Source organism: Ensifer sp. SL37 (assembly GCF_026672675.1).
In the GTDB taxonomy this organism is placed as follows: domain Bacteria; phylum Pseudomonadota; class Alphaproteobacteria; order Rhizobiales; family Rhizobiaceae; genus Ensifer; species Ensifer adhaerens.
The window spans coordinates 1,401,891-1,423,720 of sequence record NZ_JAPPRN010000007.1 but is presented as its reverse complement, the minus strand read 5'-3'; the positions used below and the strand labels follow the sequence as shown (position 1 = coordinate 1,423,720).

17 protein-coding genes are annotated in these 21,830 nt (G+C 60.9%); 12 read left to right on the top strand and 5 right to left on the bottom strand.

What is annotated here, in order from left to right:
* The first annotated feature begins 97 nt into the window (after nucleotides 1–97).
* From OVA00_RS38965 to OVA00_RS38940, 6 genes are all read left to right on the top strand, one after another.
* Nucleotides 98–1,030, top strand: coding sequence for a VOC family protein (locus tag OVA00_RS38965; RefSeq protein ID WP_268091052.1), 933 nt, complete (start codon nucleotides 98–100; stop codon nucleotides 1,028–1,030).
* A 134-nt stretch (nucleotides 1,031–1,164) separates the two neighbouring features.
* Nucleotides 1,165–1,854, top strand: a complete 690-nt coding sequence (locus OVA00_RS38960) for a hydrolase (RefSeq protein ID WP_034802234.1) — start codon at nucleotides 1,165–1,167, stop codon at nucleotides 1,852–1,854.
* Nucleotides 1,855–1,925: 71 nt separating this feature from the next.
* Nucleotides 1,926–2,198, top strand: coding sequence for a XapX domain-containing protein (locus tag OVA00_RS38955; protein WP_060520944.1), 273 nt, complete (start codon nucleotides 1,926–1,928; stop codon nucleotides 2,196–2,198).
* Nucleotides 2,199–2,200: 2 nt separating this feature from the next.
* Nucleotides 2,201–4,183 carry an amidohydrolase gene (locus tag OVA00_RS38950; protein WP_268091051.1) on the top strand — a complete coding sequence of 661 codons (1,983 nt, stop codon included), beginning with the start codon at nucleotides 2,201–2,203 and terminating at the stop codon, nucleotides 4,181–4,183.
* 226 nt (nucleotides 4,184–4,409) lie between these two features.
* Complete coding sequence (locus OVA00_RS38945) at nucleotides 4,410–4,847, top strand: DoxX family protein (RefSeq protein WP_268091050.1); 438 nt, start codon at nucleotides 4,410–4,412, stop codon at nucleotides 4,845–4,847.
* Complete coding sequence (locus OVA00_RS38940) at nucleotides 4,844–6,442, top strand: MFS transporter (RefSeq protein WP_268091049.1); 1,599 nt, start codon at nucleotides 4,844–4,846, stop codon at nucleotides 6,440–6,442. The genes OVA00_RS38945 and OVA00_RS38940 overlap by 4 nt, the downstream gene beginning before the upstream one ends.
* Nucleotides 6,443–6,977: 535 nt before the next feature.
* On the opposite strand, the gene OVA00_RS38935 is transcribed toward OVA00_RS38940, so the two are convergent.
* The 3 genes from OVA00_RS38935 to OVA00_RS38925 form a co-directional block, all read right to left on the bottom strand.
* Entirely contained in the window at nucleotides 6,978–7,175 is a 198-nt protein-coding gene (locus OVA00_RS38935) for a hypothetical protein (RefSeq protein ID WP_268091048.1), read from the bottom strand.
* Between the two features lie 258 nt (nucleotides 7,176–7,433).
* Nucleotides 7,434–7,982: a hypothetical protein gene (locus OVA00_RS38930; RefSeq protein WP_268091047.1), complete on the bottom strand. Its 549-nt coding sequence runs from the start codon at nucleotides 7,980–7,982 to the stop codon at nucleotides 7,434–7,436.
* Between the two features lie 500 nt (nucleotides 7,983–8,482).
* Nucleotides 8,483–9,349: a LysR substrate-binding domain-containing protein gene (locus tag OVA00_RS38925; RefSeq protein ID WP_268091046.1), complete on the bottom strand. Its 867-nt coding sequence runs from the start codon at nucleotides 9,347–9,349 to the stop codon at nucleotides 8,483–8,485.
* Between the two features lie 194 nt (nucleotides 9,350–9,543).
* Here OVA00_RS38925 and OVA00_RS38920 point away from each other — a divergent pair, with 194 nt between their 5' ends.
* The 6 genes from OVA00_RS38920 to OVA00_RS38895 all read left to right on the top strand — a co-directional run bounded on the left by OVA00_RS38920 (nucleotide 9,544) and on the right by OVA00_RS38895 (nucleotide 15,662).
* Complete coding sequence (locus tag OVA00_RS38920; RefSeq protein ID WP_268091045.1) at nucleotides 9,544–10,533, top strand: hydroxyacid dehydrogenase; 990 nt, start codon at nucleotides 9,544–9,546, stop codon at nucleotides 10,531–10,533.
* 47 nt (nucleotides 10,534–10,580) lie between these two features.
* Complete coding sequence (locus tag OVA00_RS38915; protein ID WP_060520252.1) at nucleotides 10,581–11,264, top strand: RraA family protein; 684 nt, start codon at nucleotides 10,581–10,583, stop codon at nucleotides 11,262–11,264.
* A 158-nt stretch (nucleotides 11,265–11,422) separates the two neighbouring features.
* Nucleotides 11,423–12,379, top strand: coding sequence for a tripartite tricarboxylate transporter substrate binding protein (locus OVA00_RS38910; protein ID WP_268091044.1), 957 nt, complete (start codon nucleotides 11,423–11,425; stop codon nucleotides 12,377–12,379).
* On the top strand, nucleotides 12,379–12,843 hold the full coding sequence (locus OVA00_RS38905) for a tripartite tricarboxylate transporter TctB family protein (RefSeq protein ID WP_060581550.1): 465 nt from the start codon (nucleotides 12,379–12,381) through the stop codon (nucleotides 12,841–12,843). The genes OVA00_RS38910 and OVA00_RS38905 overlap by 1 nt, the downstream gene beginning before the upstream one ends.
* 10 nt (nucleotides 12,844–12,853) lie before the next feature.
* Entirely contained in the window at nucleotides 12,854–14,362 is a 1,509-nt protein-coding gene (locus OVA00_RS38900; RefSeq protein WP_268091043.1) for a tripartite tricarboxylate transporter permease, read from the top strand.
* A gap of 130 nt (nucleotides 14,363–14,492) precedes the next feature.
* Entirely contained in the window at nucleotides 14,493–15,662 is a 1,170-nt protein-coding gene (locus OVA00_RS38895; RefSeq protein WP_268091042.1) for an alpha-hydroxy acid oxidase, read from the top strand.
* 78 nt (nucleotides 15,663–15,740) lie between these two features.
* Here the strand turns inward: OVA00_RS38895 and OVA00_RS38890 are convergent, their stop codons facing one another.
* Nucleotides 15,741–15,998: a hypothetical protein gene (locus OVA00_RS38890; protein ID WP_127890887.1), complete on the bottom strand. Its 258-nt coding sequence runs from the start codon at nucleotides 15,996–15,998 to the stop codon at nucleotides 15,741–15,743.
* Nucleotides 15,999–16,136: 138 nt separating this feature from the next.
* On the bottom strand, nucleotides 16,137–21,644 hold the full coding sequence (locus tag OVA00_RS38885; RefSeq protein WP_268091041.1) for a putative Ig domain-containing protein: 5,508 nt from the start codon (nucleotides 21,642–21,644) through the stop codon (nucleotides 16,137–16,139).
* Nucleotides 21,645–21,830: the final 186 nt, after the last annotated feature.

The following is a 21,830-nucleotide window of genomic DNA, read 5'->3' as shown; positions in this document are numbered from 1 at the left end:
CAATTCATTCGAGATAAATATTGCAATTCTTTGCGCCAATCAACCCGGCTATAACCTTGTCTATCGACGGACAACGTCAACGGAAAGGGCACTGGCCATGATCAAGGATATCAAGGGACTGCATCACGTCACTTCGATGGCGTCGGACGCGCAAAAGAACAACAGGTTTTTCACCAACACGCTCGGCCTGCGCCGGGTGAAGAAGACGGTCAACTTCGACGAGCCCAGTGTCTACCACCTCTATTACGGTGATGAGTTGGGCGCGCCCGGAACGGTCATGACCTACTTTCCCTTTCCCCATATAATGACCGGACGGCCCGGTGTCGGCGAAGTCGGCGAAACCCAGTTCTCTATCCCGAAAGGAACGCTTAGTTTCTGGAAGGAGCGCCTGGTTGCTCAAGGTGTCGGTGGCATGCAGGCTGAAACGGTCTTCGGCGCAGAGCGCTTGCGCTTCACAGGCCCCGATGGCGATGGCCTTGCTTTGGTCGAAACGGCTATCGACGGGCGGGCGCCATGGCTTGGTGAGGGTATCTCGGAGGACAACGCCATTCGCGGCTTTACCGGCGCCCGTTTCAATCTGCACGACACTGCTGCGACCGAGGAATTGCTGCGCTTTATGGGCTATGAGGTTGCCGGAGTGGAAGGAGACGTCACGCGATTGATCCTTCCTGGTGGCAACGGTGCAGACACCATTGAACTGGCGGCCTTGCCGAAGACGCCGTTCGCCCGTCAGGGGGCGGGTTCGGTCCACCATATCGCTTTTGCGGTCGAAAATCGGGAAAAGCAACTCGAAGTGCGCAATGCCCTGATGGATACCGGCTACCAGGTAACCCCCGTCATCGACCGGGACTATTTCTGGGCGATCTATTTCCGGACACCCGGTGGTATCTTGTTCGAGATTGCAACCAACGAGCCCGGCTTCGACCGTGACGAGGACACCGCCCATCTCGGCGAGGCGTTGAAGCTTCCGAACCGTTACGAGCCTTTCCGCAACAAGATCGAGGCCGGTCTGGTTCCGCTTGCCGCTTAGAACCCGTCGAATCTGATACGCACGACTTAACCAACCGACAACCTTGAGCCGGCTACTCGCGCCAGCCGGCTCGTCTCCGAAACCCTTCTCATTTCGACCGTCGCACGCCGGCGACACCAAACGGAGGATTCCAGATGTCCAAGCTCGAAGTTCTGACCCCGCAAAACAGCCAGCTTATCTTTATCGACCAGCAGCCGCAGATGGCTTTCGGCGTGCAGTCGATCGATCGCCAGGCTCTGAAGAACAACGTCGTCGGCCTCGGAAAGGCTGCCAAGATCTTCAACATCCCGACGACGATCACCACTGTCGAAACCGAGTCCTTCTCCGGCCACACCTATCCTGAACTGCTCGCCGTGTTCCCGGAAAACGACATCCTCGAGCGCACTTCGATGAACTCCTGGGATGACCAGAACGTCCGTGATGCCCTGGCGAAGAACGCCGCCAACGGTCGCAAGAAGATCATCGTCTCGGGGCTCTGGACCGAAGTCTGCAACACCACCTTCGCGCTTTCAGCCCTCCACGATGTGCCGGACTACGAAATCTACATGGTCGCCGACGCGTCGGGCGGCACCTCGGCCGACGCCCACAAATATGCGATGGACCGCATGGTCCAGGTTGGCGTCATTCCGGTCACCTGGCAGCAGGTACTGCTCGAATGGCAGCGCGATTGGGCTCGCAAGGAAACCTACGACGCCGTCACTTCGCTGGTGAAGGAGCACTCCGGTGCCTATGGCATGGGCATCGACTATGCCTACACCATGGTCCACAAGGCCGGCGAACGCGTCACCCACGGAAAGCGGATCGGCCCGAACCCGGTCAAGTGATGCAGTAGGCAGCCGTTCTGACCGGGTCGAACCGGTAAGGGCGGCAGCCTCAACAGGTGAGGATCACCCGCATGAAACTTTACCTCATGTCACTCGGCGCCGGACTTCTGGTCGGAATCGTCTACAGCCTCCTCAATGTCCGTTCGCCAGCGCCCCCGGTCATTGCCCTTGTCGGCCTTCTTGGGATTCTGCTCGGCGAACAGATCGTCCCCTTTGCCAAGACCCTGTGGAGCAACGAGACGGCGGCAATCTCGTGGATCAACCAGGTCAAGCCGCACATGTTCGGCCACCTCCCGGGCGGACAGACAGCGGCTCGCAAAGTTAACGATCGCGAGAGTGTCTGATCATGCCGACAAGACGCTCGTTCCTCGGTGCCGCCTCGTCGCTGGCGCTGCCCGCTCTCTTCTCGTCGGCCCGCACCGCCGGCGCCCAACAGACCGGAGATACTTCGATGACGCCCGACCTGATCCTTCACAGCGGCCTCGTGACGACGCTCGACCGCGCCAATCCGACTGCCACTGCCGTTGCCGTCAAGGATGGCCTGATCCTCGCTGTCGGTGACGACAGGACGATCATGGCGCTGGCAGGCTCAGGCACAAAGACCATCGACCTCAAGGGCAAGCGCGTCCTGCCGGGCCTGAACGACAATCATACCCACGTCGTGCGTGGCGGCCTCAACTTCAACATGGAGCTGCGCTGGGACGGCGTGCGCTCGCTTGCCGATGCGATGGACATGCTGAAGCGGCAGGTGGCGATCACGCCGGCGCCGCAATGGGTGCGGGTCGTCGGCGGCTTCACCGAGCATCAGTTCGCCGAAAAGCGGTTGCCGACGATCGATGAGATCAACGCGGTCGCGCCCGATACGCCGGTGTTCCTGCTGCATCTCTATGACCGGGCGCTGCTCAATGCCGCGGCGCTACGCGCCGTCGGCTACACCAGGGACACGCCGAACCCGCCGGGCGGCGAGATCACTCGCGATGCCAGCGGCAACCCGACGGGGCTGCTCTTGGCCAAGCCCAATGCCGGCATCCTCTATTCGACGCTCGCCAAGGGGCCGAAGCTGCCCTTCGATTACCAGGTCAACTCGACCCGTCATTTCATGCGCGAGCTCAACCGGCTCGGCGTCATCAGCGTCATCGACGCCGGCGGCGGCTTCCAGAACTACCCGGATGACTATGCCGTCATCCAGAAGCTCTCGGACGAGGGCCAGATGACGGTCCGCCTTGCCTACAACCTCTTCACCCAGAAGCCGAAGCAGGAGAAGGACGACTTCCTGAAATGGACGTCGTCGGTCAAGTACAAGCAGGGTAACGACTATTTCCGCCACAACGGTGCCGGCGAGATGCTGGTGTTTTCCGCCGCCGACTTCGAGGACTTCCGCGAGCCGCGCCCGGACATGCCGCCGGAGATGGAGGGCGAACTCGAAGAGGTCGTGCGCATTCTTGCGGAGAACCGCTGGCCCTGGCGACTGCATGCCACCTATGACGAGACGATCACCCGTGCGCTCGACGTCTTCGAGAAGGTCAACCGGGATATCCCGCTTGAGGGCATCAACTGGTTCTTCGACCATGCGGAGACGATCTCTGACCGCTCGATCGACCGGATCGCCGCCCTTGGCGGCGGCATCGCCGTGCAGCACCGCATGGCCTATCAGGGCGAGTACTTCGTCGAGCGCTACGGCCATGGTGTCGCTGAAGCGACGCCGCCGGTGGCCAAGATGCTGGCAAGGGGCGTCAACGTCTCCGCCGGTACCGATGCGACCCGCGTCGCATCCTACAACCCCTGGGTTTCGCTGTCGTGGATGGTGACCGGCAAGACTGTCGGCGGCCTGCAGCTCTACCCGCGCGCCAACTGCCTCGATCGCGAGACGGCGCTTCGGATGTGGACCGAGAAGGTGCAGTGGTTTTCAAACGAGGAAGGCAAGAAAGGCCGGATTGAGAAAGGGCAGTTCGCCGACCTCATCGTGCCGGACAAGGATTTTTTCAACTGCGCCGAGGACGAGATTTCCTTCCTCACGTCAGAGCTCACGATGGTCGGCGGCAAGATCGTCTATGCGGCCGGCGAATTTGCCTCTCACGACGAGAACAAGGTGCCGCCGGCAATGCCCGACTGGTCGCCGGTCCGCACCTTCGGCGGTTATGCCGCCTGGGGTGAGCCCGAGGGCGCCGGAAAGCGCTCGCTCCGGCGCACCGCGATCACGTCGTGCGGCTGCGCCAGCGATTGCGGCGTCCATGGCCACGATCATGCCGGCGCCTGGACGTCGAAACTGCCGATCGCCGACCTTAAGGGTTTCTTCGGCGCGCTTGGATGCTCCTGCTGGGCGGTGTGACGGCACGCAAACCATGCATGAACACCAAAACGGGCAGCTCGGTCGCTGCCCGATTTGGTGTTTGGCTGGCTGGAGCACATGCAACGCAAGCTTCTGTTGTTGCGAAAAATGCAATTAAATAGCAAATATTGATGCAATTTTTGGTGGGGAACTTCCAGGTCAATATCGCTCTATCAGACGAACCACATAGCCGGTTTCAGAGACGGCGACGATTGCAGGAGCTAAAATGATCCATCACCCGACCTCTTCAATCCGTGGGCTTTTTGCAGAAGTCATTGCGGCTCCCGCCATGCGGACCGCGGCGCTGCTTGCCCTTTGCGCCGCCTACATTCAGGGGCCGTTTGCCAAGATCTTCAACTTTGATGGCGCGATCGCCGAGATGGCACATTTCGGTCTTCATCCGCCGGCGTTCTTCGCGGTCGCTGTCATCGGCTTTGAGCTTACGGCTTCGGCCATGGTGGTGTCAGGCGTCCTGCGTTGGGCTGGCGCGTTGTCACTCGCGGGCTTCACACTTCTTGCAACCTTCATTGCCCTTCGCTTCTGGGAAATGACACCTGGCATGGATCGCATGATGGCCGGCAATGCCTTCTTCGAGCATCTCGGCCTCGCCGGTGCATTCGTCATTGTCGCCGCAATCGATCTGACAAAAGGAGATTGCAAATGAGCGACAAAAAATCTGTCGGCGGAAGCTTTGCTCCCTTGGCTCAACCGGTATTCGCGGTCCTTTGGGCGGCCACAGTCCTGGGCAATACCGGCAGTTTCATGCGTGACGTTGCCAGCTCCTGGCTCATGACTGACCTGTCTGCTTCACCTGCCGCAGTCGCGATGGTGCAGGCGGCGGGAACCTTGCCTATTTTCCTGCTCGCCATCCCGGCCGGTGTGCTCACCGACATCCTCGACCGGCGCAAGTTCCTGATTGCTGTTCAGATCTTGCTTGCGTCCGTCAGTATCAGTTTGATGGTTCTGGCGCAGACCGGAATGCTCTCCGTCAGCGCACTGATCGGTCTCACCTTCCTCGGCGGCATCGGTGCGGCACTGATGGGGCCGACCTGGCAGGCGATCGTTCCAGAACTGGTCAAGCGAGAAGACGTCAAAAGCGCCGTGGCGCTGAACTCACTCGGGATCAATATCGCACGATCGATCGGCCCCGCGGCAGGCGGACTTTTGCTTGCCGCGTTTGGCGCAGGCGTCACTTATGGTGCAGATGTGGCCAGCTACATCATCGTCATCGCCGCGCTTCTCTGGTGGCCACGGCCAAAAAGCGCCAACGATGCGTTGTCTGAAAACTTCTTTGGCGCATTCCGTGCCGGTCTCCGCTACACCCGCGCCAGTCGTCCACTGCATGTCGTCCTGCTGCGTGCCGCGATCTTTTTTGCCTTTGCGAGCGCGGTCTGGGCACTTTTGCCGCTGGTCGCCCGCCAACTCCTGGGTGGGGACGCAAGCTTCTACGGCATCTTGCTCGGCGCTGTCGGTGCCGGTGCGATCGCAGGAGCATTGGTCATGCCAAAGTTGCGTGACCGGCTGAGCGCCGATGGACTGTTGCTCGGGGCGGCCGTTGTCACCGCGATCGTCATGGCCGTACTTTCGCTTTCCCTCCCGAAGTGGGTTGCCATCATCGCCCTTCTGTTCCTCGGTGGTGCATGGATCACCGCGCTGACAACCCTCAATGGCGCAGCACAGGCCGTTCTCCCCAACTGGGTGCGTGGTCGCGGTCTTGCGGTCTACCTCACCGTTTTCAACGGGGCGATGACCGCCGGCAGCCTTGGCTGGGGTGCAGTTGGCGAAGCAGCCGGTATCCAGGGGACCCTGCTGATCGGCGCTGCCGGACTGCTTGCCGCCGGCTTCATCATGCACCGACTGAAGCTGCCAGCCGGCGATGTGGATTTGGTGCCTTCGAACCATTGGCCGGAACCGCTTGTTGCGGAACCTGTCGCTCATGACCGTGGTCCCGTGCTGATCCTGATCGAGTACCAGGTCGAAAAACATCACCGCCGCGCCTTCCTCCATGCGCTCGACACGCTCTCCCAGGAACGTCGCCGCGATGGTGCCTATGGCTGGGGCGTGACCGAAGACTCCGCCGACCCGGAAAAGATGGTTGAGTGGTTCATGGTGGAATCCTGGGCGGAACACCTTCGCCAGCATAAGCGGGTTTCCAACGCCGACGCAGACTTGCAGGGCAAGGTTCTGACCTATCACAAAGGTCCGGAGAAGCCAGTGGTTCGACACTTCCTTAGTATCAATCGGCCTGGTCAGGCTTGATGTGACGACATCGGGGAGGGGAGCGCAATGCTCCCCTCGTGCTCGTGGGGAACCGCTTGGTTCGGAGCGGCCGCCGCAAGAGCCCTTGCTCGAAAACCTCAGCCCCCCTGTTCTGCGACGCAACCGCACCGTCAAAGGTTCGAGCCGGCTTCTGGGCTCGAGGGCATAGATCACGTCTAGCGCCTCTCGCACTGAGTTGTCGTAAGTGCCGCCTTGCGCCGCCCCGGCGCGGACCCTGAACTTGCCCTTCATGAATTCTGGCGTGTCGAATGACTTGGACGAACCTGTCACCCGAGCCGCCTCGTCTCCGAAGGTGGCGGACGGGTGGACATGCCGATCTCCGGCATCACGCGATGTAGCCTCGGCTGCGCGCCCACGAAAGCGTGTCGTCGAGAGCAAGCTGCATGCGTGCCATGAGATCGTCGATCTCATTCTCCGAGATGATCATGGCCCGGCACAGGCTCACCATGTCGCCGAGACCACGCGTGAGTACGCCGCGCTCGGTCGCGAACTTGCCGGCATGGTTAGCGACCTGTCAGGCGGGTGGGAAGTTCTCTTTCGTTACCTTGTCCTTGACGAATTCGAGGCCGGCGACAAGACCCACACCGCGGGCTTCACCAATCAGCGGATGTTCGCCAAGCTTTCGAATGCCCTCCTGAAAGCGCGGGCCGACAGCACGGACGTGGGAGACAATGTCGACCTCCTGGTAGACAGTCAGGGCCTCCAGAGCCACGGCCGCGGCGACCGGATGACCACCATAAGTAAAGCCGTGCGAGAATGTTCCGATCTTGCGGCTCTTGGTCGAGGAGGACCTCAGAGATCGTCTCGTTGATCATCAGCGCGGAGATCGGCATGTAGGCGGCCGAAAGCTGCTTTGCGCAACTGATCATGTCCGGTTTCAGCCCGTAGGTTTGACCCGAACATGTTGCCGGTACGCCCAAATCAATGTCGGCCCCCTATATATGATTAAGCCTCCGCGACGGGCGGAGGCTTAATCAAGGTGCGCGTTCGATAAATGGAGGAATTGCGCGGAACTCCCAGGGGATGGAGAGGGGCCTCTGACTTCGGCAACATACACCTCGTGGCCGAAGTGTGGATCCTGGCTCAGGTCCTGACCGTCAAACCGATCTATGAATTCTTCAAGGTCGGTCTGGTGCGAGAAGCCCATCGCAACGGCAGACATGTTTTCGATCTCGCCGCCTTGATCCTCATAAGTCGCGCTCACTTCGAGGACACCTAGCCGATCGAAGTTTGCTTGCATGTGAAATGAAAGCCAAACTAGATATTCTAGCGGATAGCCGGGATTCCCTGCATATGTCACGACATAGGGATAAGCCAAACGAAATCGTTCGGCCAACGCTTCGCCATCGGAGGCAAAGACGAGAAGATCGCTTTCCTCGTCGACGTCGTGAAGTTCGATCGTCAGATCGTGTTTGCGCAAAGCGACGTACGCGCCAAGTCGGTCAGATGGTAAGGATGTGAATATGATGTCGCGCCATTTTTGAACGGCTTCATCGAGATCGGTGCGGATCAAAAACATGAAGCATCCTCAGCAAAGCCATCCCATGATCAAGAGCTTGGAGACGTGCATAGTACAATTCCCGCTAGTAGATATTAGTTAGATCTAAACTTCAAGCTTGGCAGGTTGTTTCCAGAGTGTGGACATTCAACGGTCGCTGGCGAGGTTGTGAATCGTATAAACCGTTTCAGAAGATCGGATAATCGATCGACCGGAACCGCCGCGCGACTATCCGCGCAAACCGTTTGCAATGCGCGGAGATCGGAAGCGGATGCCCAGGCCGGGAAATCGTCGCCATTCCGCAATTCAGCGGAGCGGCTTGCCGGCGGTGGTCCCAATCCCCAATCCCCCTGCTGGCCGGTGCTGTGCTGTCCTTCGGCGACCCTTTTGACCGGTCAAGCCGCGCGCGAACTGGTTCTGGCCGCGCGGCGCGGAGGACGCCTGGCGCTAAATCTGGGGGGAGCTACGCAATCGCGCGTTCGCCCATAAATCAGCCTCCGCGTTTGATCGAGCAACATCCGTCATCGAGTAAGCCCGAATTCCCCGCTGAAACTGACTAGGTGTTGGTGAAGCCGGTCGATGACCGCTGCTCGAGGACTGGCCCGGCGCTCTATAAGGCCGATCTGGCGATAGATTGGCGGCTCGCCAAAGGGCACGGCAACCACCTCGCCGCCGGCTTCTTTTAAGGCGCTCCAGGGCGCGATTGAAACTCCGAGTCCATTGACCACGCAGGCGACGACCGCTGTGATCGTGTCGATCTCGGCAATGACATTCGTGACGATCCCGCTTCTCGCGACTTCGGTCTCGATAATGTTGGCAAGGCGAAACCGGCTGATGAATTTCACATAGGGAAGTTCCGTAAGGATCTCCGCCGCAGACCTGATACGCGTCCCCTTTGGAGCGATCACAAAGAGGGGTTCCTGGATGAACGGGCTCCACCGCAATGTTGATGGGACGCTGGAATATTCGGCCACCATCGCTGAATCGAGGCGTCCGGTAACGACATCGTTGAGCAGCTCATCGGTGTTGGCAACGTGGAGCTTGATCTTCAAGCCGGGGAAGTCGTTCTTGAGTGCGATGATCGCCTTCGGCAAAAGAGACAGGGCGCTTGAGCGCACCGAGCCGATGGTAAACGTGCCACCGACCGATTTCCCGGAAATAGCGTCAACGATATCATCGGCAGAACGCACGAGACCTTGTGCTGCCTCTAGCATTTGAAGTCCCTGACTGTTCAGCGTGATCGGTCGCGTCGAGCGATCGAACAGTTCTGCCCGCACTTCCAATTCCAGCGCCTGAATTTGTTGGCTCACAGCAGACGGTGTGAGACCAACCGCGTCGGCCGCCTTCGCGAACGTGCCGTGTTCTGCAATCGCGATGAAGGTCTTCAACTGACGAATGTCCAACGGGCACCTATCGAATTAAGATTTTCTGTTTATCTTTGACAGAATTATTCGCTTTTATCAAGAAATGCTTATGCTACCGTCTTGTGTAGGAGGTGCCCACGGGAGTTCGGGCACGAGGGAGGATCTGGCAAAAGCACCTTAGTGCTCTTGCGTCCTCGCCATTGCCAATCGAGGTACGCATGCCAAGCCAAAACATTCTCGTCACCGGCCCGGCGATCAATGAGCGGGCAGTGAAGCTCGCCGAAGAACGCGGTTACAGTCTGGTCTACGTACCGCCCTATACGAGCGAAGAAGCTCTCGTAGGCATCGTGGCCGGCGCCGATCCGGTTGGTGTCATTGTTCGCATGGGCTGCTTCGGTGCCTCGGCGATTGACGCTGCCCCTTCGCTTCGAGTGATTTCCAAACATGGGGTAGGCGTCGACAATATCGATCTCGATGCTGCCTCCCGCCGCGAAATCCCTGTCGTTGTTGCAACCGGTGCGAACGCTCGATCCGTCGCCGAACATGCGATTGCTCTTCTCCTCACAACCGTGAAGCGCGTCTTGCCGCTCGACGCCGGGCTTCGAGCGGGAAAGTGGGAAAAGCCGGGCTTTTCGGGCAAGGAGCTTTCGGGCATGACCCTTGGACTTATCGGCTTCGGCGCAATCGCACGTCATACGGCAGCGCTCGCGAAACCCTTTGGCATCCACGTCAGCGCCTACGACCCGTTCACGAATGATGCCACGTTCGAACAGGCCGGCGTCGCCCGGCGGAACACAGTCGAGGACATCCTCGCTGGCGCGGATATCATCAGCTTGCACTGCCCGCTGACGCCCGAGACACGAAACCTCCTTGACGACAAGCGCCTTGCTCGGATGAAGCCGGGCTCCTACGTCATCAACACCGCTCGCGGCGGCCTCATCGACGAAGACGCGCTGCTGCGCGCCATAGCCAACGATCATATTGCGGGCGCCGGACTGGACACCTTCCAGACCGAGCCACCTGCACCCGACCACCCGTTCTGGCACGAGCCGAAGGTTGTTGTCACCCCCCACATTGGTGGTGTCACGACGGAGGCGAATGTCCGTGTCGGCATCGATGCGGTCGAGGGAGTGCTCGCAATTTTGGAGGAGCGTGGTCTCGGTCGCGAGAGGATCGTGAACTTCCGGGCCTTGGCGGCCACAGCCTGACGATCGAGCTCATTCAACATCATCAATCGCACTTTCAGGAGAGTATTTTGACCATTGGATTCAGAGTTCGCAGTCGGCCCCGGGCCGTCGAGCAAGCGTGGGTCGAGAAGTTTCGGGAACTGCCGGTTGCCAATGTCAGCGACAGCATGCACCGCATGCATGCCGCCGGCGCCCAGCTTCGGCCGATGCACCGGTCTGGTAAACTTGCCGGCCCCGCCATCACGGTTAAGGCACCGCCGGGAGACAACCTCATGTTGCACAAGGCAATCGACATGGCTGCCGAAGGCGACGTCATCGTCATCGATGCGGGCGGCGACGTCACGAATGCCTTAATGGGCGAGATGATGCTTGCCCATGCACGGGGTCGCGGGGTGGCCGGTTTCGTTCTCAACGGAGCCATTCGCGACGCTGATGCGTTTCTCGAATTGAACGTTCCCTCGTTTGCCGCCGGGGTCACTCACCGGGGGCCGTACAAGAACGGACCTGGTGAAATCAATTGTCCGATTGCCATCGGCGGCATGGTGGTCATGCCGGGCGATCTGGTCCTTGGCGATGCGGATGGGGTGGTCGTGATCCCGATCGATGACGTGGCTGAGGTCTACGATCGGACCGCGGCCAAGCACGCCGCCGAAAACAAGCAGATGGAAAACATCAAGGCCGGAACTCATAAGCCGACATGGTTCAACGACGCGCTCACGAAGGGTGGTTGCGAACTGCCGCCTGAACCTTGATCGCGTGAGCGACTGAATTTCGCCGGCACTTCACGGAGGAGGTTGAAGCTCACCGGCCAAAGCAAAGATCCCGGCTCGTCACAGCGATTCCGTGTCGGGCCGAATGAAACCTCGAAGCGCGAGGCGCGCTCGATAACAGACATCACTGGGAGGATAGCATGAAGCATTTGATCCGAAACACCGCGCTGGCGACGACCCTCTTCTTGGGCGCGGGTACTGCACATGCCGAATGGCCGACGGATCGGCCGATCGAGTTCATCGTCGCTTTCGCTCCGGGCGGGGGCACGGACGTTATGAACAGAACCCTGGCGCCATACGTCGAGAAGGAACTCGGCGCGAAAATCACGGTTCTGAACCGGCCGGGTGCTTCGGGTGAAATCGCCTACACGGCGATGACGCAAGCCCGTCCAGACGGCTATACCGCGTCCTCGCTGAACACGCCTGGCTATCTGACCATGCAGATGGACCGAAAGGTCCGTTTCGACGCCAAGAAGATTTGCCCTGTTGCTCGCATCGTTGAGGATCCGGGTTCGTTCATCGTCCAGGCCAACTCCGAGTTCAATTCGCTCAAGGACCTGGTGGCCTATGCCAAGGCCAATCCTGGCGCAGTGACCGTTGGTACCACGGGTCTTGGCACGGACGAACATCTCGCCATGCTGCAACTCGAGAAGTCGGCCGGCATCGACCTGACCGCGGTGACGTTCAACGGTGCGAACGAGGCGCGCACGGCTCTCCTTGGCGGCCATGTCATGACGATTGGCATCAACGTCGGCGAATTCGTTGGCAGCGATCATTCAGCCTTCAAGAATCTGGGCCAGTTCGCAGAAGAACGCGCTGTGATCGCCCCCGACCTGCCGACGGCAAAGGAGCAGGGCTTTGAAGTTTTGGTGAGTTCGGAGCGCGGCATTGCGATGAGCTGCGACGTGCCGGAAGATATCCGGGTCAAGTTCTCCGACGCTATCCGAAAGGCGCTCGATAATCCGGAATTCCAGGCGAAAGCCAAACAACAATCGCTTGCCCTTTCCTACCTCTCCTCTGAAGACTGGGGCAAGGAATTGCCGGTTCGGGCAGAGCGGCTGGGCGCCATCTGGAAGCTCGCAAAGGAACAGCAGTAATGTCGGCGCCGCGCAAAGCTGGCGGGGCGGGCGATCGTCCGGACCTCCTGACCGCCGTGCTTTTCGTGGGTTTTGGCGCGCTCGGCCTTTGGGCCGGGCGCGACCTGACCCTTGGGACGGCGTCTGCCATGGGGCCAGGCTATCTTCCCACGATCGTCTGTTGGCTTCTCATCATCGTTGGCGTGACAGTCGGCGGAATTGGTGCCTTTCGTGATCGCCAGGAGATCGCCACACCGAAGCTTTGGCCGGTGGCCATCATTCTTTCTTCGGTCGTCGGCTTTGCCTTCATTGCTGAATTCTTCGGGTTCGTCGCAGCGGCCGTGTGGTTGCTGCTCGTCGGCAGCATTGCCGATCGTGACTCGAAACTGCGCGAAGTGATCCTGCTTACCGCAGGACTGACGGCCTTTGGCGCATTGGTCTTCATTGTCGGCTTGGGCGTTCAGATGCCCATCTGGCCATTCTGAGGAGGGAATTATGAACTTTATCGACCTCCTCATGCTGGGATTCAGCGAGGCGCTGACGCCCACAAATCTCGGCTTCTGCCTTTTGGGCGCACTACTCGGCACCCTGATCGGCGTGCTACCCGGCATTGGTCCCACTGCCACGATCGCTGTACTTTTGCCGATCACCTTCTATCTGCCGCCGCTCGCCGGCCTTATCATGTTGGCCGGCATCTATTACGGCGCTCAGTACGGTGGCTCGACAACGGCCATTCTGGTCAACCTGCCAGGAGAAGCCTCCTCGGTGGTGACGGCGATTGACGGTTATAAAATGGCCCAGAAGGGACGAGCGGGATCGGCGCTCGCTGTCGCGGCTCTCGGTTCCTTCTTTGCCGGTACGGTCGCGACTTTTGGCATCGCCATTGCCGGTCCGACGCTCTCCTCTTTTGCTCTGTCGTTCGGGCCGGCCGAATACGTCTCACTCATGCTGTTCGGCCTGCTCGCGGCAACGGTGCTTGCTCGCGGACCGGTTCTGAAAGCCATTGGCATGATCCTGCTCGGCCTGCTCCTCGGGATGGTGGGCATTGATGCCAGTTCAGGCGAGGAGCGCCTGACATTCAGCGCGGTGGAGTTGTTCGACGGTATCGATTTCGTCGTCATAGCCATTGGTCTCTTTGGCTTTGCAGAGATTATCGAGAACCTCGAAAATCATGAGGCGCGCGGCGTGCTCGTGAGTAAGCTAAGCCGGCTGTGGCCAACGCGAGAGGACTTCCGCCGGGCATGGCCTGCAGTCCTGCGCGGGACGGGCGTCGGTACATTCCTTGGTGTCCTGCCCGGCGGTGGGGCGACCCTTGCGTCCTTCTGCGCCTACTCGGTGGAGAAGAAGATCTCCAAGAACCCGTCCGAGTTCGGCGAGGGTGCCGTCGAAGGTGTCGCAGGTCCGGAGGCTGCCAACAATGCCGGCGCACAGTCCTCGTTTATACCGTTGCTGACACTCGGCATTCCGTCCAACAACATGATGGCAATGATGCTGAGCGCCTTCATCATCCACGGCATCACGCCAGGGCCGACCGTTCTTGCGACTCAGCCGGAGATTTTCTGGGGTCTCGTTGCCAGCATGTGGATCGGCAATCTAATGCTGGTCGTGATCAACCTGCCTCTGATCGGTGTGTGGGTGAAGCTGCTGACGGTTCCCTATCGCCTGCTCTATCCGGCTATCCTGCTGTTTTGCTGCGTTGGCGTCTACAGCATCAACAACCGCATCTTCGATGTTGTCCTCGCCGCAGGGTTCGGTCTGTTGGGTTACGCGTTCCGCAAGGCGAAATGTGAAGCAGGGCCGCTGCTGCTCGGTTTCGTTCTCGGTCCGCTCCTTGAAACGAACATCCGTCGCGCGATGACCATCTCCCATGGCGATCCGAGCGTCTTCTACGAGCGCCCGATCAGTCTGGTCCTGCTCATCGCAACGGTCGGGATGCTCGTGCTGATGGTGCTGCCGTCCTTCCGTCGGACGCGCGAGGTAGCGTTTCAAGACGAAGAAGCATGACCACCGGTTGATAACGACGCTCCATGACGGCCGCTTCGCGCGGCCGTTTTTTCGCGAAATGATGTAAGGCGTCATTGCCCCGGCAACCTGATCGTTGGAAGCTGCGGCCAGCGACTTTGGTGGACAAATAATGGGCGATCCCCTTCAAAAGTATCTCTGCTTGAATGATTTTGAAACTGCGGCCAGGCGTCGCCTTCCGCGCCCGCTGTTCGGCTACATCGCGGGTGCAAGCGAAACCAATGCGTCTCTGCGCTACAATTCAGAGGACTTCGACGCGTATGCGTTTCGGCCGCGTGTCCTTCGAGACGTCTCCGGGCGCAGCACGCGGACGACGCTTCTCGGCGAAACATATGACGCGCCGTTTGGGATCGCGCCTATGGGTATCAGTGCGCTGATGGCCTACCGCGGCGACGTTGCGCTGGCCGAGGCGGCCGCAAAGGGTCGAATTCCCATGATCATGAGCGGATCGTCGCTAACACGGCTCGAAGAAGTCGCTGGTGCCGCCCCGGGCTCGTGGTTCCAGGCATATCTTCCAGGAGAACCCGATCGGATTGATGCACTTGTCGACCGCGTGCAACGCGCCGGTTTTCAGACGCTGGTCCTCACGGTCGACACAGCGACATTGGCAAATCGCGAGAACAATATACGCGCCGGCTTCTCTACTCCCCTGCGCCCGAGCCTGCGTTTGGCGTGGCAGGGCATTTCCCATCCGCGATGGACGATCGGCACCTTTCTACGCACTCTGGTGACGCAGGGCGTCCCGCATTTTGAAAACTCCTATGCGGACCGTGGAGCGCCGATCATTTCGTCGAACATCATGCGCGATTTCGGGCGGCGGGATCACCTGAATTGGGACCACCTTGAGCGCATTCGCGCGCGTTGGCCGGGAAAACTCGTCGTCAAAGGTGTTTTGCATCCAGACGACGCTTCGCGCGTGCATGACGTGGGCGCGGATGGGTTGATCGTGTCCAATCACGGCGGGCGTCAACTCGACGGCACCATGTCGCCCTTAAGCGCGCTTCCTGAGATCGTTGCTCGGATCGGCAACAAAACCACAGTCATGGTCGACGGCGGCTTCCGGCGCGGCACCGATATAATCAAGGCACTGGCGTTGGGCGCACGCTTCGTTTTTGTCGGGCGGCCCTTCCTCTACGCGGCGGTTGTGGCCGGCAGTCCGGCTATCCGTAAAGCTATCGACATCCTAAAATCGGAAATCCATCAGGACATGGCGCTACTCGGAGTCGTGGCGATAGATGACATCGATGGCTGTTTTGTCGTTCGCCGTGATCGCCTCGCGTGACGGTTAACGCGTGATTGCAGTAAGCGCTGTAGGTGGCGGTCGGGGTCTTGCCCAACGCAGCCAATGCCGCAGCTGGAGTCAATTGACGAAACGAGGGCTTATATTAGTGAGCAACGTCACCACCTCGTCTTCGATCGCCTGGCATTTGTCGGTGTATTCAGCCTTCAGCGGTTCATCAGACATGGCATGCTCGCTCAACTCATTGCGAGTGACTACAGCTAGGCCGTAGGCTTCGATCAGAGTGCTCAATGCCAGAAATCGCAATTCTGAGAGCTGTTTGCGGTGTCGTGGCAGCCGTATCATGAGGCGTGCTCGGCCGATTTTCTCGAAGTCCAATGGCTGTCGCCTCTCAGATCCAGGATCCGTCATTGTCCTCCACAAAATTGCCGATAGCAACGTCAATCCAAGCACGTGGACTAATGGTCGTCGATCGCTTCAAGAGATTGGATGCAGTAGCGATGCCTGATAGCTTATTCAGAAGCGTCCCCTGACCCCAACCTTTGCGCCCGCAGATGTCTCGCCGTCGCCTTCGATGTTGAATAGCAGACCGGTGTCAATCGACCAGCTCTCCCCAGTTTGCAGCGACAGGGCGGCCGAGAGCGAACCGAAGAGGCCCGCCCCATCAAGGCCGGAGTATCCGAGCGTGCCGCCGAGTTTGGGTGTCAGGATCCTGTCGTTATCGAGGGTGAACGGCCGGGCGATCTCCGCCCCCAGGCTCACCCTCAGCTGCTCTTCGGTAAAGCCCTTGAGGTCGATCTCGTCGCCGGTGCCATTCCTCACCCCGTAGTCATCAACCGTTTCAGAGAAATAGACGGCCCGCAGCGCCGGCTTAAACACCGTTGCATCATCAAGCTGCCATTGCCCCATGACCGCCGTGTCCAGCAGAAACCGGCGCGTGTCGAACGTGCCGTCAAGGGCAGTCGTGTCGATGGTGTTGGACGAGCCGCCATAGAGCAGGCTCGAATCCCAGAAGATGCCCTTGCCGAGTTCGAAGGAAGCATAGGGACCGGCCAGCCAGCCATCGCCGAACAGCTCCGCATCCTCGTCGGTCGGGTCGGTCATCCGGTCGTAATGGAAGGACACGCCGAGCAGTGCTTTCTCCGACAGCAGATAGTCTGCGCCAAGCGAGACCATGCCGAAGTTGCCCCACCTGTCGTCGTCGTCCTTGCGGCGGTGCATCAGGAACGTGCTGTCGAGCCAGATGTTGAAGGGCGAGGCTTCAGCCTGGTCAACCCCATCGGCCCTGTCGCGCGCGGCCTCCATTTGGGCAAGGCTTGTGGAAAAGCCGAGTGTGACCCCATCGGTGGAAGGTGTCACGCGCGTGGTGACCGTGTCCGTTCCTACGGCCATCCGCCGCCGGTCGAGCAGACCCGGCACCTTGATGGTCGAGGCGATCAGGTTCTGCCGCGTCCGCACGAAGTCACGCACGAGCGCATCGATCTCCGCGGCATGCCCGGACGCATCGAAGGCGAGATTGTAGGTCACGGTCCCGGTGTTGGAAGTACCGAGCGCACTGACCATGCGGAAGCCGACGCGCACCTGGCCGGAGTAGGCCCTGTTGGGCGTGAATTTCAGATACCAGCCAACCGGGGCGGCGACCGGACCGACCTGTGCCAGTTCGCCCTGGATGATGGATGCCGTTCCGGCTTGGGCCGGCTCGACAAAGATCGTCTCGGCCGCTGTGAACGGGCCGCCGGTGGCGCCGCGATTGAGATAGACATCAGGCGGTGCCGATCCGGCCGGGACATCGACCACTTTGTCGGCGACCGTGATGGTGCGAGCTTGGACTTTCACGGTATAGCTCGCCGTTCCCGTTGCGCCGTTGGTGTCGCAAACCTCGATCGTGAACGAGTAACTGCCTCCGGCGTCGGCGGCCAACGGGCCGGTCAGCTGACCGGTTGAAACGTTGAGGACCATGCCGTTAGGCAAAGCGCCGGATGCAAGGCGATAGAGCATTGGGCCGGTTCCGCCTTTGGCGGCGATCGGCTGGCTGTAGTCCTCGCCGGCCATGGCTTCCGCGAGCGCTCCAGCGGGTGGCTCGAAGGTGAAATCGACCGGAGCCGCTGCAACCACGATCGAATAGCGCGCGGTTCCCGCAGCGTTGTTGGCATCTGTCGCCGTCACGGTGAAATCGTGGTTTGCGGCCCGGGTTGGAGTGCCGCCGATCGCGCCGGTCGCGCCGTCGAGCTCGAGGCCCGCAGGAAGCTGGCCCGATGTGATCGCATATCGATAGGGCGCGCCTCCGGCCGAGGCGGTGACGGTGATGCCGCTATAGGCGCTTCCGGCGGTTCCACTCGCCAGCGCACCAGCCGGCGGCGAGAAGGTGAGCGTCGGTGCTGTCACTGTGATCGCCACCGCTGCGGCAGGGGAGGTGCCGGTGGCGTTGGTGGCCACGTAGGTGAAGCTGTCGGAACCGGAATAGCCCGGTGTCGGGGTGTAGGTGATCGCCAGTCCCGACACCGCGGCCGTGCCGTGCGCCGGCTGGGCGCCGACGGCCACGGAATTCGCTGGGCCGCCGGTGAGATCGAGCCTGATCGGGTTGGCTGCGGAGTTTGCTGCGACAGTCGACCGCACATCGTTGGCTGTCGGAGCCTGGATGACGATGGCGATCGAGTAGCTTGCGGTTCCGGTTGCGTTGTTGGTGTCGGTCGCTGTCACGGTGAAATTGTAGCTTCCGGCCGTCGTCGGCATCCCCGAAATGCGACCGGTGATGCCATCGAGCGCAAGGCCTGCAGGCAGTGCGCCTGAAGTCACGGCATAGCGATAGGGCGCGGTGCCGGCCGACGCGACGAGGGTGACGTCATAGGCTGTCCCGACGATACCCTCGGTCAACGTGCCCGCTGAGGGCGAGAAACTGAGGGTGGGGGCGGTGATGGTGATCGTCACCGTCGACGCCGTGGACGTGCCGGTGGCATTGGTGGCGGTGTAGGTGAACCTGTCGGAGCCGGAATAGCCCGGTGTCGGGGTGTAGGTGATCGCCAGTCCCGACACCGAAGCCGTGCCGTGCGTCGCCTGCGTGCCGATGGTCAGAGTATCGGCGATCCCGCCGCCGAGATCGGGTGTGACGGGGTTGGCCGTGGAGTTCGCTGCGACCGTTGCGCTCACATTGCCGGTGGTCGGCGCCTCGACCGCAATGGCGATCGAGTAGGCTGCCGTCCCCGTGGCGTTGTTGGCGTCGGTGGCCGTGATCGTGAACGGGTAGTCCCCGGCGGTCATCGGCGTTCCCGATATGAGGCCGGACGCTGGATCGAGCGTCAACCCGTCCGGCAGCGTGCCGTTGACGGCGTAGATGTAGGGGGCGGTGCCGGCTGATGCCGCGACCGTGACGCCGCTGTAGGCGGTTTTGGCGGTACCGCCGGGCAAGGCGCCGGCCACGGGCGAGAAGCTGAGGGTCGGCGCAGAAACGGTGATGGTCACAGTCGCCGCATTCGACGTACCGGTGGTGTTGGTGGCGGTGTAGGTGAAGCTGTCGGAGCCGGAATAGCCTGGTGTCGGTGTATAGCTGATCGCAAGTCCCGAAACTGAAGCTGTGCCGTGGGATGGCGACGTCCCGATGGCCAGCGTATCGGCAACCCCGCCGCCGAGATCGAGCGCTACCGCGTTCGCCGTGGAGTTTGCCGCGACCGTCGCGCTCACATCGCCGACGGTCGGCGCCTGGACCGCGATCGCGATCGAGTAGGCCGCTGTCCCCGTGGCGTTGTTGGCGTCGGTGGCCGTGACCGTAAAGGTGTAGTCTCCAGCGGCCGTCGGCGTTCCCGAGATAAGACCGGACGCTTGGTCGAGTGTCAGCCCATCGGGCAGCGTGCCGTTGACGGCGTAGGTGTAGGGCGCGGTGCCGGCTGCGGCCGTGACGGTGGCGCCACCATAAGCGGTCGCGGCCGTTCCGCCCGGTAGGGTGCCAGCCGGCGGCGAGAAGGTGAGGGTCGGCGCAGAAACGGTTATCGTCACGAGCGCGGCGGCGGACGTGCCGGTGGTGTTGGTGGCGGTATAGGTGAAGCTGTCGGAACCGGAGTACCCAGGTGTCGGAGTGTAGGTGATCGCGAGTCCCGATACCGAAACCGTGCCGTGCGTCGGCTGCGTGCCGATGGCCACTGCGTCCGCCGCACCGCCACTGAGGCTGAGCGCAATCGGGTTCGCCGAGGAGTTTGCTGCAACCGTCGCAGTCACAGCGTCGGCGATCGGCGCAGGCTTCGGTGTGACCGAATTGGAAGCATTGGAGGCCGGACCGGGGCCGATGCTATTAGTGGCCGTGACTTGGAATGTGTAGGCCGTGCCGTTGGCAAGGCCGTTCACGGTGATGGGACTTGATCCGCCGGTTGTTGCGGCACCACCCGGATCAGCCGTCACGGTATAGCTGCTAATCGGTGTGGTTCCGGTATTCACAGGGGCGGTGAAGCTGACCGTCGCCTCGCCGTCACCCGACGCAGCGCTGACAGCGGTCGGAGCATCCGGAACTGCGCCCGCGCGATTGACGACGATGTCGTATGTCTCCTTGGTGACGGCGTCCTGCGCCGTAACCACGATGCTTATGGCGTTGTCGCCGACTTGTAGATTGACGGGAAGGCTGCCCGGCGCCGTGATGACGGTCCCGTTGACCGAGACGACGGCGCTGGGATGTGCTTTGGCCGGCGTGACGGTGATGGCGGAAACGCTATTGCCCACCGAGACCGTGTAGCTGGTCGTGGCGGCGTCGAAGGCCGGGGCAAGCGTGCCGCTCGAAACGCCTATGTCCGAGAGGCTTGCGTCGCTCGAGGGCGGCGCGACGATCATGGGCGTGCCGCCGGTGAACCCACCGGTCATCTCGTTGCCGGCGCTATCCTTGATCCCTGTGCCGGTGGACAGAGTGAGAGCCAAGGTGCCGTCTCCCGAAACATCCGCCACACGCACCTGATAGGCCGATCCCGATCCCGACACACTGTCAATCGTGCCTTGCGCCGTTCCTGTTTTCACCAGGTTGAACTTGCCAATGTCTACGGCCGTGACTGGTTCGGAGAATACCACGTCGAATACCGTGCCCGTTGCAGCGGGATTGATTGACGCGACCGTGGGCCGGACGCCATCGATCCTGATGCCTGATGTGTCGGCAATATTGCGAAGTGTGATATCTGCATCCACTAGGCGGTTGTAGTCCGTGATCGTTGCCCCCCCGCGCGCCATTGACGAGATTGCGATTCCGTCTTCGTCGAGGTCGTTTTCGGCAACCGTGTAGGAAAACGTCATGGTGTTAAAGACGGCGCCGATCAGGTTGATCCGCCGCTCGACAGCCCCAAAGACAGCCTTCACGTACGGCCCCCCGTTGCTAGCGATGTGCTGATCGAACTCCACGTCGAACAGCAGCGTGGCGCCGATCGCGTAGGTTCGTGCGGGCGTATTGAGCGGCTTGACGGCGGTGACAACCGGCGCGGCGACATAGGTATAGCCGTTTGCGCGCGTCACGGAACTGTTGCCCACGGTCGTCACGGTCACATCGGCCGGGCCGGCCGCTCGTGCCGGTGCAGTGGCGGTAATCCGGGTGGCACTATCGACGGTGAACGTGGTGGCGGGAACGCCGCCGAATGCAACGGCACTCACACCGATGAAGTTGGTGCCGGTGATGGTCACGGATTGTCCACCGGCGGTGCTTCCGATGTACGGCGCAACGCTCATGATCGTGGGCGGTGCGGCGCGGGTGACGACCACCAAATAGGTCCGCTTGATCGTGCGGTCCTCGGTCATGACAGTGACGGTGAGCGTATTATCGCCAACATTGAGTGGCACCGCGGACGATGCACCCGACACAGCGCTGGCCCCGTTGATCTTCAACGTCGCAGTGCTTCCAGGGGTGGACGGTGTCACGCCAAGGGTGGACACGCTGTTGGCCACGGTGGCCCTATAGGTCGTTGTCGCGGTGTTGAAGGCCGGCTCGAGATTGCCGCTCGACAGCGTGAGACCGGAAAGAACGGCGTCCAGCGGGTTGCTCTTCGTGACGCAGACGACGTCCATACGCCAGGGAGAGGTCGTCTGGCTATAGTTTATGGCTTCGACATAAATGCCGCCTAGGACAAGGTCCTGCCCGGAAAACGATGCGGATTCATTGCCAGTTACAACGCCGCCATCATAACTGGCCTCGATATATGGGGTTCCACTTCCCGCAAACGCATTGAAATACGCGCTCTCCCAAAAGGATGG